Raw genomic sequence first — 12,611 nt, forward strand, 5'->3', positions numbered from 1 at the left:
TTCCGTTACAAGTCCTCGCCTTTCCTACCCGCAACCCTTACAAACGCTGTGGGCTTTTCACTGCAATCCCTAACGCGGCCCCTGCACAACATCCCTAAAATATATTTTTTCTACGTCATTACGGTTTTTTCCTGGGTTCCGTGGTGGATACTCGCAATGACGGTTGAGTAATGGATTAAACCGCTATTTCCGGAATCTCCCCCTCTACAATAAGCTTCCCGGCCGTAGCCTGTTTTATTTCCTCAACGCTTACACCTGGCGCACGTTCTATGAGCCTGAAACCTCCTTCGGGTAAAACATCAAATACACCCAGCTCAGTCACGATTTTTTTAACGCAGTGAACCCCGGTTAGGGGCAGTGAGCATTGAGGCAACAGCTTTGATTCCCCTGCTTTGTTTACGTGTTGCATGGCTACAATGATATTTTCGGCCGATGCTACCAAGTCCATAGCTCCGCCCATGCCTTTAACCATTTTGCCGGGAATTTTCCAGTTGGCGATATCGCCGTTTTCGGATACTTCCATAGCGCCAAGAATGGTTAGGTTCACTTTCTTAGCTCTGATCATCCCAAAACTCATAGCCGAATCAAATATGGCCGAGCCGGGCAGCATGGTGATGGTTTGTTTGCCTGCGTTAATGGTATCCGGATCTTCCTCTCCCTCAAAAGGGAAAGGACCCATTCCTAATAAACCATTTTCAGATTGTAATACCACGTCCATGGTATCCGGGATATAGTTGGCTACCAGCGTAGGAATGCCGATGCCGAGGTTAACGTAGTAACCGTCTTTTATTTCTTTCGCAATTCGCTTTGCGATGCCTTGTTTGTCTAACATAGATTCAATTTGAAAATGTATTAACTCCCCGTCATTGCTGTAAGGGTAAGAAGCAATCCCCGAGAAGCAGAGCGGCTAAGCAAGTCCCTCTGTATTGTTCGCGATTGCTTCGTGCCTCGCAATGACGTGGTGTTTAAAGCTTATTGTTTGCTCCTTACTGTCGCATGCTCAATCCGTTTTTCATAATTTTCTCCCTTAAAAATCCGGTGCACATAAATGCCGGGAGTATGAATGTGATCAGGGTCAAGCTCGCCGGGTTGTACAAGCTCTTCTACCTCGGCAATGGTTATTTTACCGGCCATAGCCATTACAGGGTTGAAATTGCGTGCTGTTGACCGGTATACAAGGTTTCCCATGGTATCACCCTTCCAGGCTTTTACAATGGCAAAATCGGCATCAAAAGCCATCTCCATTAAATAATCCTTGCCATTAAAGTTGCGTACTTCTTTGCCCTCGGCTACTTCGGTGCCGATACCTGCAGGAGTGAAAATTGCAGGCATACCATAACCAGCGGCCATGCAGCGTGTGGCTAAGGTGCCCTGGGGGATCAGTTCAACTTCAAGTTCGCCGCTTAGCAGCTGGCGTTCAAACTCGGCGTTTTCACCTACGTACGATGAGATCATTTTTTTTACCTGGCGCTGCTTCAGCATCAGGCCAATGCCAAAGTCGTCAACCCCGGCATTGTTGGAGATACAGGTGAGTTGTTTAACCCCCTTTTTAACGAGTGCGGCAATACAATTTTCGGGCAATCCGCATAAACCGAAACCGCCTAACATCAAAGTCATGCCGTCGGTAATGTCGCGGATGGCCTCATCGGCACCACTAACTACTTTATTCATATATTATAATTGGTTGCTATAAAAATAAGTAAAATAAGCCTTAAGCTTATTGTTATGTAGATAACTTATTATTCCCCGACTCTGTTTTTATCTACGTCGATTTATGAGTTTATTAAAACAATTGGAAATTAATTCTATTAATAATTAATACATCAACTATCAAAACCTATGGAATTAAAAGATAATGAGTTCAGGAGCGATGAGCTTAATCGGCCCGAACATGAAGAAAACAAACCCAATGCTTACCGCGTGGACGACGATAGCAATGAGGAGGAAAAAGACCTGAAAAGAAGCTTCCTGTTTGGCAGTTCGGAAATGAAAAGTCCGGATGATGAGGGTATGGAAGGCAAAGGCATGGGCGGACAAAATTTCGGCCAAAATAACATCACGCCGGCCGGGAACGATAAAGACAATCCATCGCAAATGGCGGGTAATAATAACGAATATTTTAATCGTACCCAGCCTGCGGAAGAACATCCTGAAAACAGCAACTTCAAAGATCCAAACCAGGCAGGTAACGCCAATTACAGTAATGTGATCAACGTGTCACAAAACGGGCGTTCGGATGAAGGTGAAGGGCAAACAGAAACCAATGATAAGAAACCCAATCCCCAGCAGCAATACCAGGAAGGGACTGCGGACGATGACGGAGATAGCGAAAGTAAACAACAAACTAATATTCCGGGCCCAAATGAAGTGCCTGACCAGCAAAAGGTAGGGGAGTAAGGTTAAATTTATGTCATTGCGAGGAGGGACGACGAAGAGCGGCTCTGCCTCTGTGAGGTTGCCACGCTATGCTCGCAATGACATATTTTATCAACTTTACCTACCATTTAACCGTCTTCTCCAAAAAGGGGATCAGATCATCGGCCATGGCCTGCTGCTCTTTTAAACTCGGGTGACCGGGAGTGTTTTTATACGGGATAAAGTGGGTATAAATCTGATTATCGTTAAGCGCAGCAACTGCTTTTTCAATATAACCGGGCCATGGAGAACCTGCTTTGGTTGCATCCATACTGCCCAATGCACAAACGATCTGCGCTTTGGGATAAACCTTGCGGATGCTTTTCACAAACTCTTTATAAGCTTTAATGAGCTGCTCCGGCTCGGGTGCTTTGTTGCCAAAGCGATCTTTAAACTGAGGGTTGTTGGGCTGATTTACGATCCATGAATCATTCTGAAACAGGTTGATCACTACCACATCAGGCGTGTATTTTTTAAAATTCCAAATGCTTGTTGGGTCGGTAGGGTCAAGGCGGTTATACATTTCGGGCATAATGAGCGGGAACCAGCTCACGGTAACACCGATACCGCTTTTTGAGGTGCATACGTACTGTGCATCAAAATAACGTGCCGTTAGGGCTGCATAGCTCAGGTAGCCGTTTTCATATGGGGCGCTGCCGCGATCCTGTCCGGTGGTATCTTCGTCGGCATAACCGCAGGTGATGGAATTGCCGAAAAACTCGATCTTGCGCTTTTTAAGCTCCGGTGGAGAAAGGGCTGTTGCATCTTTGGCTAAGGTAAACTGGTAAAAAAGGGTTTTTCCTTTGTCCCATTCAGTGCGTTTAAATAACTCAAGGGTATGCTTGCCCTCGGGTAAATTTTCGGCAAGGGTATAAGCCTGTTTAGTATTATCGAGGTGAATGGTATTGATCACCTTGCCATCAACGATGATCGTATAATAGTTTTCGCCTCGTTCATCCTGCATTAGGGCCGATGCGCCGGTTCCATTAAAGTTGATCTTTAAAGATGAGCCTGTCCAATAGAGTTCGGCTGCTTCGTCGGTTTGGTTGATACGCCCGGTATAACGGATGCGCTGGTCTTTGCTTTTTAAAATAACGCTTTGAGCGGCGCAGCTTATTGTTGAACCGGTAAATACAATAAAAAGTACAAGGAAATAGAGTTTGCGCATTTTATGAGGGTTTGGCTGACTTAAAAATAGGAAACTTATATAAAAGCGGAAAGGCTATTAACCTATCCGCAAAATATTTGTTAAGAAAGTATTATTCAATCGGCATCCCGAATTGTAGCAGATAGCCGTTAAAATCAAAAACGCCAAACTCGCGCATGCCGTAATTGAAATCTTCAATAGGGTAACAAATCACAGCCCTGTCTTTCAGCTCGCTCCATAAAAAATCAACTTTATCGGTACGGATATAGAAAGAGCCGGTAAATTTCGGCACAGTGAATGACGTATTATCAACAGGCAAAGCCAGCATGATCTCAATATCATCGCGGCTTACGGTTGCCCATCCCCAATCCTCATCATAACCAATGCAGGTAAACCCGAGGTTGTTTATATAAAAATCAACACTTTCCCGTACCTGCCGGGTGTATAACATAGGGGCAATAGATTTTAAAGACATATTATTTTGAAATAAGTTAGGTTGCACTGGTGTTAAACAAAATGCGTCATGGCGAGGTACGAAGCAATCCCAAACTATACAGAGCCGCCCTGCAGATCGGGGATTATTAATAATTATAATTTGATTTTTATAGATATTAATGAGCTCCTTACGGTCGGTTGTCTTCGTACCTCGCAATGACGTTTTTATGATATTTTAACGTTATGGTTACTTCAAATATACATAAGTTATTCCATCTCCGCCGCGATCGGCATGCTCATCTTCCATACGGTCAACCTGCTCATATTTTTTGAGATACTGCCTGATCATCTTTCGTAAAATGCCATCGCCTTTACCGTGAATGATCTTAAGGCTGTTAAAGCCCATCATCAGTGCACGGTCGAACAGTTTTTCAATGGCGTGCAGCGCATCTTCGGTACGTTGTCCGCGCACGTCTATCTCCGGACTAAAACTGGCCATATCATTGGTTTGTGCGCTGAAACTTCGTCTGATCTCTTTAGGCACAGATGATTTGGAAACTTTGATCACCCGTTTCTTTTTAGCAACGGTACGCAAATCGCCAATGGCTATCACAACGTTCTCTTTTATGATCTCAATCACCTGACCTGTAGTTTCCGAATCGGTGAGTTTTACCCAGTCGCCCGGTTTTAATTCCTCATCAACGGGGGCAGTTTGTTTTGGTGCTTCAACCTTAACGGTGTTCTTTTTAAGCTCAACATGCAGGTTTTCACGCAACTGGCGGGTTTTTTCCTTATCGGCATTACTGCTCTTGATTTCGGATATGGTGTTTTCAACCAGCTTGTTAGCGTTCAGGATAATATTCTTAGCCTGATCTTTAGCCTCCCTGATGAGTGAGCGTTGATTTTCCTCGAGATAGCTTTTCAGCTTCTCGTTTTCGGCCAGCAACTCGTTTACCTTACGTTGTTGCTTATCCAATTTTTGTTTAGTTTCAAAAATTGAACGTTTTTCGCGTTCCAAATCAACTAACAGCGTATCAACCTTTTTTTGCCCTTCGCTTATTTTGTTTTTGGCGAGATTAAGCACGTTGGCCGGTAATCCTATTTTCTGGGCTATTTCAAAAGCATATGAGCTGCCGGGCTTGCCAATTTCTAACTGGTAAAGCGGCCTCATCTCAATATTGTTGAACAGCATCGATGCATTTTCGATGCCCTCGGTATTACTGGCAAATATTTTAAGGTTGGAGTAGTGGGTGGTTACCATGCCCTTAACCTTTTTTTGGTTAAGCGATTCAAGTACGGCTTCGGCAATCGGGCCGCCAAATTGTGGGTCGGTACCGGTACCAAACTCATCTATCAGGATGAGGGTTTTACCGTTAGCCTGTTCCACAAAGTTTTTCATTTTAGATAAGTGGGCGCTGTACGTACTCAAATCACTTTCTATCGACTGATCATCGCCTATATCAACAAAGATTTGTTTAAATACGCCAACCACACTGGTTTCATCGGCAGGGATGAGCAAGCCGGCCTGCACCATCATCAGAAGCAAGCCCACGGTTTTCATACAAACAGATTTACCGCCTGCGTTAGGCCCGGATACCACGATGATGCGGGTACCTTCGTCTATCTGCATATTAAGCGGGACAACTGTTTTCTTTTCGGCCTTAAAATTCAGGAACAACAGCGGGTGACGTGCATTATATAGTTTAACCCTGGATTCGTTTACTATCTGCGGCATTTCGGCCTCTATATCAATAGCAAACAGTGCTTTAGCACGAACAAAATCAAGTTTGGTTAACAGACTATGATAGGAAAGCAGTAGTGGCACATAAGGCCTTAATTCGGTAGTTAAGGCGGTCAGGATCTTTACTATCTCACGGCGGCGTTCAAACTCCAGGTCGCGGATGCGGTTGTTGAGCACAAAAACCTCTTCTGGCTCCATGTAAACCGTTTGGCCTGATGCTGACTCGTCATGCACAAACCCTTTCAGTTTACGCTTGTTTTCGGCCAGCAGGGGGATCACCAGCCTGCCATCGCGTACGGTTAATGAACCATCAGCAGCCCAACCGTTTGATGTGGCATTTTTAAATACCATATCAATCTTTTTGCGGGCTTCCTGCTCGGCCTTAGCAATGCCACTGGTAATTTCCATCAGCTCGCGCGAGGCATTGGGTCTGATCTTGCCTTTTTGATCAATCACGGCATCTATCTTTTTAAGGATAGCTTTTTCAATAGGCAGGTGCTCAAAAAGGGCTTCAAGATTTGGGTACAAACCTTCACGTTCGTTAAAGTACGCTATAACGGAAAATACGGTATTGAGCGAAGCCTGAACCTGGTAAAATTCTTCTTCACTTAAAAAAACGCCCTCAATACGGGCTTTATTGGCAAGGGACTTTATATCGAAAAAATGCTGGATGGGCAGGGCCTCATCATTAACCAGGATATTCTTAAACTCGTTTGCCTGGTTCAGGAACTTATGTATCTGGTCGTAATTACTCATCACCTGGATCTTGTCAACCATTTGTTGACCCATTTCGCTCAGGCAATGCGCTTTTATCAGTTCTTTTATCTCGGTAAAACCCAGCTTATCTACACTATTTTGGGGGTAAAGCATCAGGTTATATGTTGGGATTAGTTAACGGTTTGGATTTCTTGCTCTTCTTGTTTTTATGACGGTGGAGCTTTTTATCCAAATAAGCTTTAGTTTTTAAATTTTCCAATGAGTCGGCTTTGCGGGCAGCCTGGTTTTCATGAGGAATAACTTTTCTTGCCGAATCCGTTTTAGTTTTAATATTTAAATTTTTTAGCGAATCGGCTTTGTGGGCGGTCTTGCTTTGTTCAAGCTGTACCTTTGCAAGCGAATCGGTTTTACTTTTAATTTTAATATCTACCTGGTCATAAATGGCCAGTAGTTTATCGGGCTGTGTGGCGTAATAACGCATACTCCGGTTAAAATGCGCGGTATCGGTATGCAGGCGTTTAAACATAGCAACGTATTTGCCTGCACCGTATTTATACAAACTATCTGGTGCCTGCATAACATTATACAAACTACCATCAATGATGTGCATCTCGGTTAATACGCCGGCCATTGCCTCGGGTTTAAGCACATCGCCGGGGACACTTTTGCCATTGCAGGCACATAAAAAAAGTGCTGCTGAAAAAAACAAGGTTATATATTTATGCATTCAGTAATTTAGCGGCTGATTAATTAAGCAAATTTACGGATAAATGAGCATTGCAGATAACATCAAAAGCTTAAAAAAGGAAACGGAAGCAGATAAGGTAATATTATTGGCTGTATCAAAAACAAAACCTGTTGAAGATGTACAGGAAGCTTATGATGCGGGGCAGCGCCTGTTTGGCGAAAATATAGTGCAGGAGATGGTTGAAAAGTATGAGCAATTGCCCAACGATATTGAATGGCACCTCATCGGTCACCTGCAAACCAACAAGGTGAAATACATTGCGCCTTTTGTCAGCATGATCCAGTCTGTTGATAGCCTGAAGCTTTTGCACGAGATAAACAAGCATGCCGAAAAAGCCGGGCGGGTAATTGACTGCCTGCTGCAGATCTACATAGCCGACGAAGAAACCAAATACGGGCTGGGCTTTGATGAAGCGATAGAGTTGTTGCGGTCGGACGAGTTTGCTACTATGAAAAACGTTCGCGTCCGCGGATTAATGGGCATCGCTACAAATACCGATAACGAGAAACAGGTAAAAGAAGAGTATTACGAGTTGAATACCTTTTTTGAAGGTATAAAACTAAGCTATTTCAGAAAGGAAGAAAGTTTTGATATCTTGTCTATGGGCATGTCATCAGATTATAAGCTGGCTATTGAACAGGGCAGCAATATGGTGCGACTGGGCAGCACGATATTTGGCGGCAGGGTAATTAAGCATTGGAAGAATAACTAACCGGAATTTGTCTGAACCTGAATTTAAGGAATTTAAGAATTGACAGAATGAAAACACAATTCAAATAATTCGCCTAATTCGATAAATTCCGGTTCATAAAAATTCCCGCCCGTTGTTGGTGTTGTCACCAAGAACATCTTTTTTGAAGCGAAATTTAAGTGTTCAGTTTTTTAAAAACGGGTGTTCAGCTTTTAAAATTACGAAAAGTTAAGTGATTGATTGTCAGTGCATATGTGTTCGCTTTGTTTGAATGAGTAATAAATTGCAAAATTAAATCGCTGATTGTCAATTAGATTTGTTTTGAGAAATAACTGCAAGTGTTTACACCTAAAAAAGTTGAACACCTGTTAAATAGATAGGAAGTTGTTGGTGACAACACCAACAACGGCGGGGTGTTGGAAAAATAATTAATAAAATATGTCATTGCGAGCGCAGCGTGGCAATCGCACGGAGGCATAGCCGCCCTGTACAGTATGCGGTTGCTTCGTCGTTCCTCCTCGCAATGATATAACTTTTCGGTAATTGCGAAACAATAAAATGAATAATACAGAAAATAAAACTGAACAGGGAACATCTGAAGTAATTATCAGGGAAGCTATTCAGGCCGATTGCCCGCGTTTGATGGAATTGGTACATGAGCTTGCCTTGTATGAAAAAGCACCCGACGAGGTTACCGTTACGCTACAGCATTTTGAAGAAACCGGTTTTGGCCCCAATCCTATTTGGAAGGCTTTTGTTGCCGAAGTTGATGGCCTGGTTGTTGGTTTTGCGGTATACTATATCCGCTACTCAACCTGGAAAGGCAGCCGCATGTATCTGGAAGATCTGATAGTGACCGAAGATATGCGCGGCAAAAAGATCGGCAAGCTGCTTTTCGACAGGCTGATCCGGGAAGCTAAGGAGCGTGGTTTCAGCGGTATGGTTTGGCAGGTGCTTGACTGGAATGAGCCTGCTATTAACTTTTACAACAAGTACGGCGCGAATATTGAGGCTGGCTGGTTAAATGCTTCGCTCTCAAGGGAGCAGTTGCTAAACTACTAAAACATAATATCTATGAAAAATCTGTGCCTGTTGTTTTTTATTGCGTTAGGGTTATCATCGTGCCAGTGGGGCGTTCCTCATAAGGTTGCTGAAAAGTCGTTCGATACCCTGCACTATGCCTATAAAGTAATAAAAGCACGGGCGGCAGATTGCGGCACAAAGCCTGACAGTGCCTGTACAGTAGTGAAAATTAACTATCCTTTTTTTGACAGCGCCAAAGCTTTAAATGATACTATAACCCATAAGCTTACAGTGATGTTTGCCATGGATGGCAAACCAGACAGCAGCCTGGAACTGATGACCAAAAAATTCCTGAAATCATATGACGATTTTAAGAGGGATGATTCGCGGTCGGGAATGTTTTTTACGCTGGATGATTCTGTTAAGGTGATCCACCAGGATTCGAGCCTTACCACACTCCAGGTGAGCGGTTATAGTTACCAGGGTGGGGCTCATGGAGGATCATTTACCGGCTTTATCAACTGGAATACAAAAACCGGTAAGAACCTCAAACTTAGTGATGTTTTTGTCAGCGGTTATGACGATAAACTAACTGCTGTTGCCGAAAAGATCTTCAGGAAGAATGAAAAGCTAAGTGACACGGCTTCGCTGAAGGATAACTATTTTTTTAAGGATGATAAATTTGCGCTCAACGAAAACTTTTCTATTACACCACTTGGGATCAAATTTTTGTATAACCAATACGAGATAAAACCATATGCAGCCGGTATTACCGAATTGTTTATTCCCTATACACAGATCAAATCATTAGTACAACCGGGTTCGGTTGTAAGTCAATTCATCAAATAAATGCTTGTTTTTAAATTCGGAGGAGCATCGGTTAAGGATGCTGCGGGTGTTACCAACCTTGCTAATGTTGTAAAACAATATACTGATCAACAACTGCTCATCGTGGTATCGGCCATGGGCAAAACCACCAACGCGCTTGAAAAGCTTACCAAAGCCTATATGGATCAGGCTGATGATATGCACGACATCTTTAACGAGATCAAAGAATATCATTACAACATCCTTGGCGGATTATTTGAGCCGGGCCACCCGGTATTTGATGAAGTGGCCAATACTTTTGTGGAGATTGACTGGGCTATAGAAGATGAGCCGCATGATAGTCACGATTTTGTGTACGATCAGATCGTATCCATCGGCGAACTGGTGTCAACCCGTATTGTCAGCGCTTACCTGAATAAAGAAGGCCTGAAAAGCAAATGGCTTGATGTGCGCGGTTATGTTCATACAGATAATACCTACCGCGAAGGTATAGTTGATTGGAATAAAACAAAGGCAAGTATCGTTAAGGATATTCCGGCCATGCTCGAAAAAGGCATCGTAGTTACACAGGGCTTTTTAGGCGGCACATCTGAAAACTTTACTACTACACTTGGTCGCGAAGGATCGGATTATACTGCTTCCATATTTGCAGCCTGTTTGGGTGCCGAATCGGTTACCACCTGGAAAGATGTTCCCGGCATCCTGAATGCTGATCCTAAATATTTTACTGATACCGTTAAGTTTGATGAACTTTCGTACACCGAAGCCATCGAAATGACTTATTACGGTGCCAGTGTTATCCACCCCAAAACCATTAAACCCTTACAGAATGCCCGGATCCCATTGCTGGTAAAGCCCTTTACAGATCCATCAGCACCAGGCACGATAATTAAAGAGGATGGGCACAACCAGTTTATCAAGCCGGTGATCATCCTGAAGCAAAACCAGGTACTACTGTCGGTATCAGGCAAGGATTATTCATTTATTACCGAAGATCACCTGAGCGATGTGTTTCGCCTATTTGCCCAGAACAATGTTAAAGTAAACGTAATGCAAACTTCGGCATTAAGTTTTTCAGTTTGCTTTGATTTAAATGAGGAACGATTTGAAAAACTTTTAACGGGGCTTAAGCAGGACTTTAAGGTGAAGTACAATAGTGGCCTGACACTTATTACCGTGCGCCATGACGGGATAAACACCATCAAAGAATTAACCGATGGCAAAACTATCTTGTTAGAGCAGATCAGCAGGAATACGATACAGGTGGTGGTGAGGTAATTAATTTACTAAAGACTTACGAAGTTTCAAAAACTTCGTAAGTCTGCTTTTAAAGTAGTTAATATTCATTAGTCCACCACCAAAACGCCATCAGCCATAATTTCAATATCTTTTTTAGGCTGATCGATCTTTGCTATTTCTTCTTTGCTTTTACCAGCATCAGCGGCATAATGCTGCAGTTTGGCTACGCTGGTTTCATTTACGGTTGCTGTGCCTTCAATCACTACGTTTTTACCTACAATGTTTTGCGGCATAAAGTAGGCATAGTCTGTAAAATGGATCATTACAGGGGCTGCATTTTCACGCGCTATTTTCATGAAACAGCCTTTTTTTCTACATACTTCAACTACTTTGCCAGTTACCTGGCCTTTATAAACAGGATTGGTATTTAAGGCAGCGCTTAGTGTCGTGGTATTGATAGGTTTGTCGGCATTAATGCTTTTACCATAGCTAATGCCCGGGGCGGCAGGAGTTATGCTGCTTTGTGCGAAGCTGATACTGGTAATAAATAATGCGGCAATTAACAGGCTAAATGTTTTCATAATTTGCAGTGATAAACAGTGTGATATGAACGAATATAATAAATAAAACAATTACAGGCCTAATGTTGCAGGGCTTTTCATGCCAGCCTTTAGCCTCAAAAAGCTATATTTGGGCATGAAGGCAATCAACATTATCAAGGATTCAACTAATATCGGACTCGGGATTTTATCTGCAGCGTTTGGCCTCAAAGGTTTTTTGCTTTCAAGCCATTTTATCGACGGCGGCGCTACCGGGGTTTCCATGCTGATATTCGATATTACCTCCATACCTATATCAATATTGATCTTCGTAATCAATGTTCCTTTCCTGTGGATCGGTTACCGGAAGCTTGGTCTTTGGTTCGCGATAAAAAGCACAATTGCTATAGCCTTATTAGCTCTTTGCCTCGCGCTGGTTAGCTTTCCCGACGTTACTCATGATAAACTGCTCACGGCAGTATTTGGTGGGGTATTTATTGGTACAGGCAGCGGGTTGGCCATGCGTGGCGGTGCTGTGCTTGATGGTACCGAAATAGCGGCCGTATTGGTAAGCAAAAAAACACAGCTGCTAAAAGTGAGCGATTTTATTTTGCTGCTTAACGTTTTGATATTTGGGGTTGCGGCATCGGTATTGGGTGTTGAACCGGCCATGTATTCAATATTAACCTATATGGCTGCCGCCAAAATGATCGATTTCTTATTGAATGGTATCGAGCAGTATTCAGGCGTTACCGTCATCTCAACCAAAAGCGATGCTATCAGGCGCGCCATAACGGTTACTCTTGGTCGTGGGGTTACTATTTACCAGGGTAAAAGCGGTTATGGTAAAGATGGACATGTGAACGACCCGCGTGACATTGTGTTCACTGTAGCTACACGTTTGGAGATCCCATCATTAAAACAAACCATTTTGCGGATAGACCCCAAAGCTTTTATTGTGCAGCAAAGTATTGATGATACTACCGGCGGCTTGTTAAAGCGGAAGAAACTACATTAATAAGCTGAAAGCTCAAAGCGTAAAGCAGAAAGCTTTTTACTTTAAAATAGTCTTTGGCTTTTAGCCTTCT

At 43.1% G+C, this 12,611-nt stretch carries 13 protein-coding genes; 6 read left to right on the forward strand and 7 right to left on the reverse strand.

Annotated features, from left to right (window positions below; genetic code table 11):
- Positions 1–175: 175 nt before the first annotated feature.
- Both AC1DUD_RS22385 and AC1DUD_RS22390 read right to left on the reverse strand, forming a co-directional pair.
- A complete protein-coding gene (locus AC1DUD_RS22385) occupies positions 176–832 on the reverse strand; it encodes a 3-oxoacid CoA-transferase subunit B (protein WP_477378502.1) in 657 nt (218 codons plus the stop codon).
- Between the two features lie 140 nt (positions 833–972).
- On the reverse strand, positions 973–1,671 hold the full coding sequence (locus AC1DUD_RS22390) for a CoA transferase subunit A (RefSeq protein ID WP_477378504.1): 699 nt from the start codon (positions 1,669–1,671) through the stop codon (positions 973–975).
- Positions 1,672–1,839: 168 nt separating this feature from the next.
- On the opposite strand from AC1DUD_RS22390, the gene AC1DUD_RS22395 reads away from it, so the two are divergent.
- Complete coding sequence (locus tag AC1DUD_RS22395; protein ID WP_477378506.1) at positions 1,840–2,397, forward strand: hypothetical protein; 558 nt, start codon at positions 1,840–1,842, stop codon at positions 2,395–2,397.
- Positions 2,398–2,497: 100 nt separating this feature from the next.
- Here the strand turns inward: AC1DUD_RS22395 and AC1DUD_RS22400 are convergent, their stop codons facing one another.
- From AC1DUD_RS22400 to AC1DUD_RS22415, 4 genes are all read right to left on the reverse strand, one after another.
- Positions 2,498–3,583 carry an SGNH/GDSL hydrolase family protein gene (locus AC1DUD_RS22400; RefSeq protein WP_477378508.1) on the reverse strand — a complete coding sequence of 362 codons (1,086 nt, stop codon included), beginning with the start codon at positions 3,581–3,583 and terminating at the stop codon, positions 2,498–2,500.
- 91 nt (positions 3,584–3,674) lie between these two features.
- Entirely contained in the window at positions 3,675–4,037 is a 363-nt protein-coding gene (locus tag AC1DUD_RS22405) for a VOC family protein (protein WP_477378510.1), read from the reverse strand.
- 207 nt (positions 4,038–4,244) lie between these two features.
- Entirely contained in the window at positions 4,245–6,608 is a 2,364-nt protein-coding gene (locus AC1DUD_RS22410; protein WP_477378513.1) for an endonuclease MutS2, read from the reverse strand.
- 4 nt (positions 6,609–6,612) lie between these two features.
- Positions 6,613–7,182: a DUF4296 domain-containing protein gene (locus tag AC1DUD_RS22415; RefSeq protein WP_477378515.1), complete on the reverse strand. Its 570-nt coding sequence runs from the start codon at positions 7,180–7,182 to the stop codon at positions 6,613–6,615.
- A 43-nt stretch (positions 7,183–7,225) separates the two neighbouring features.
- Here AC1DUD_RS22415 and AC1DUD_RS22420 point away from each other — a divergent pair, with 43 nt between their 5' ends.
- The 4 genes from AC1DUD_RS22420 to AC1DUD_RS22435 all read left to right on the forward strand — a co-directional run bounded on the left by AC1DUD_RS22420 (position 7,226) and on the right by AC1DUD_RS22435 (position 11,023).
- Positions 7,226–7,915, forward strand: coding sequence for a YggS family pyridoxal phosphate-dependent enzyme (locus tag AC1DUD_RS22420; RefSeq protein WP_477378517.1), 690 nt, complete (start codon positions 7,226–7,228; stop codon positions 7,913–7,915).
- 537 nt (positions 7,916–8,452) lie between these two features.
- Entirely contained in the window at positions 8,453–8,956 is a 504-nt protein-coding gene (locus tag AC1DUD_RS22425) for an N-acetyltransferase family protein (protein ID WP_477378519.1), read from the forward strand.
- A gap of 12 nt (positions 8,957–8,968) precedes the next feature.
- A complete protein-coding gene (locus AC1DUD_RS22430) occupies positions 8,969–9,766 on the forward strand; it encodes a DUF3298 and DUF4163 domain-containing protein (RefSeq protein WP_477378521.1) in 798 nt (265 codons plus the stop codon).
- Complete coding sequence (locus tag AC1DUD_RS22435) at positions 9,767–11,023, forward strand: aspartate kinase (RefSeq protein ID WP_477378523.1); 1,257 nt, start codon at positions 9,767–9,769, stop codon at positions 11,021–11,023.
- A 68-nt stretch (positions 11,024–11,091) separates the two neighbouring features.
- Here the strand turns inward: AC1DUD_RS22435 and AC1DUD_RS22440 are convergent, their stop codons facing one another.
- Entirely contained in the window at positions 11,092–11,565 is a 474-nt protein-coding gene (locus AC1DUD_RS22440; RefSeq protein WP_477378525.1) for a DUF4920 domain-containing protein, read from the reverse strand.
- Positions 11,566–11,680: 115 nt separating this feature from the next.
- Here AC1DUD_RS22440 and AC1DUD_RS22445 point away from each other — a divergent pair, with 115 nt between their 5' ends.
- Positions 11,681–12,541 carry a YitT family protein gene (locus AC1DUD_RS22445; RefSeq protein ID WP_477378527.1) on the forward strand — a complete coding sequence of 287 codons (861 nt, stop codon included), beginning with the start codon at positions 11,681–11,683 and terminating at the stop codon, positions 12,539–12,541.
- Positions 12,542–12,611: the final 70 nt, after the last annotated feature.

This window comes from Mucilaginibacter sp. P4_A11, from assembly GCF_056402535.1.

Bases quoted from the DNA above. Each gene is read 5' to 3' on its own strand.
- AC1DUD_RS22435 (WP_477378523.1), top strand. From the start codon at position 9,767: ATGCTTGTTTTTAAATTCGGAGGAGCATCGGTTAAGGATGCTGCGGGT.
- AC1DUD_RS22400 (WP_477378508.1), bottom strand. From the start codon at position 3,583: ATGCGCAAACTCTATTTCCTTGTACTTTTTATTGTATTTACCGGTTCA.
- AC1DUD_RS22385 (WP_477378502.1), bottom strand. From the start codon at position 832: ATGTTAGACAAACAAGGCATCGCAAAGCGAATTGCGAAAGAAATAAAA.
- AC1DUD_RS22405 (WP_477378510.1), bottom strand. From the start codon at position 4,037: ATGTCTTTAAAATCTATTGCCCCTATGTTATACACCCGGCAGGTACGG.
- AC1DUD_RS22390 (WP_477378504.1), bottom strand. From the start codon at position 1,671: ATGAATAAAGTAGTTAGTGGTGCCGATGAGGCCATCCGCGACATTACC.
- AC1DUD_RS22420 (WP_477378517.1), top strand. From the start codon at position 7,226: ATGAGCATTGCAGATAACATCAAAAGCTTAAAAAAGGAAACGGAAGCA.
- AC1DUD_RS22440 (WP_477378525.1), bottom strand. From the start codon at position 11,565: ATGAAAACATTTAGCCTGTTAATTGCCGCATTATTTATTACCAGTATC.
- AC1DUD_RS22425 (WP_477378519.1), top strand. From the start codon at position 8,453: ATGAATAATACAGAAAATAAAACTGAACAGGGAACATCTGAAGTAATT.
- AC1DUD_RS22430 (WP_477378521.1), top strand. From the start codon at position 8,969: ATGAAAAATCTGTGCCTGTTGTTTTTTATTGCGTTAGGGTTATCATCG.
- AC1DUD_RS22395 (WP_477378506.1), top strand. From the start codon at position 1,840: ATGGAATTAAAAGATAATGAGTTCAGGAGCGATGAGCTTAATCGGCCC.
- AC1DUD_RS22410 (WP_477378513.1), bottom strand. From the start codon at position 6,608: ATGCTTTACCCCCAAAATAGTGTAGATAAGCTGGGTTTTACCGAGATA.
- AC1DUD_RS22445 (WP_477378527.1), top strand. From the start codon at position 11,681: ATGAAGGCAATCAACATTATCAAGGATTCAACTAATATCGGACTCGGG.
- AC1DUD_RS22415 (WP_477378515.1), bottom strand. From the start codon at position 7,182: ATGCATAAATATATAACCTTGTTTTTTTCAGCAGCACTTTTTTTATGT.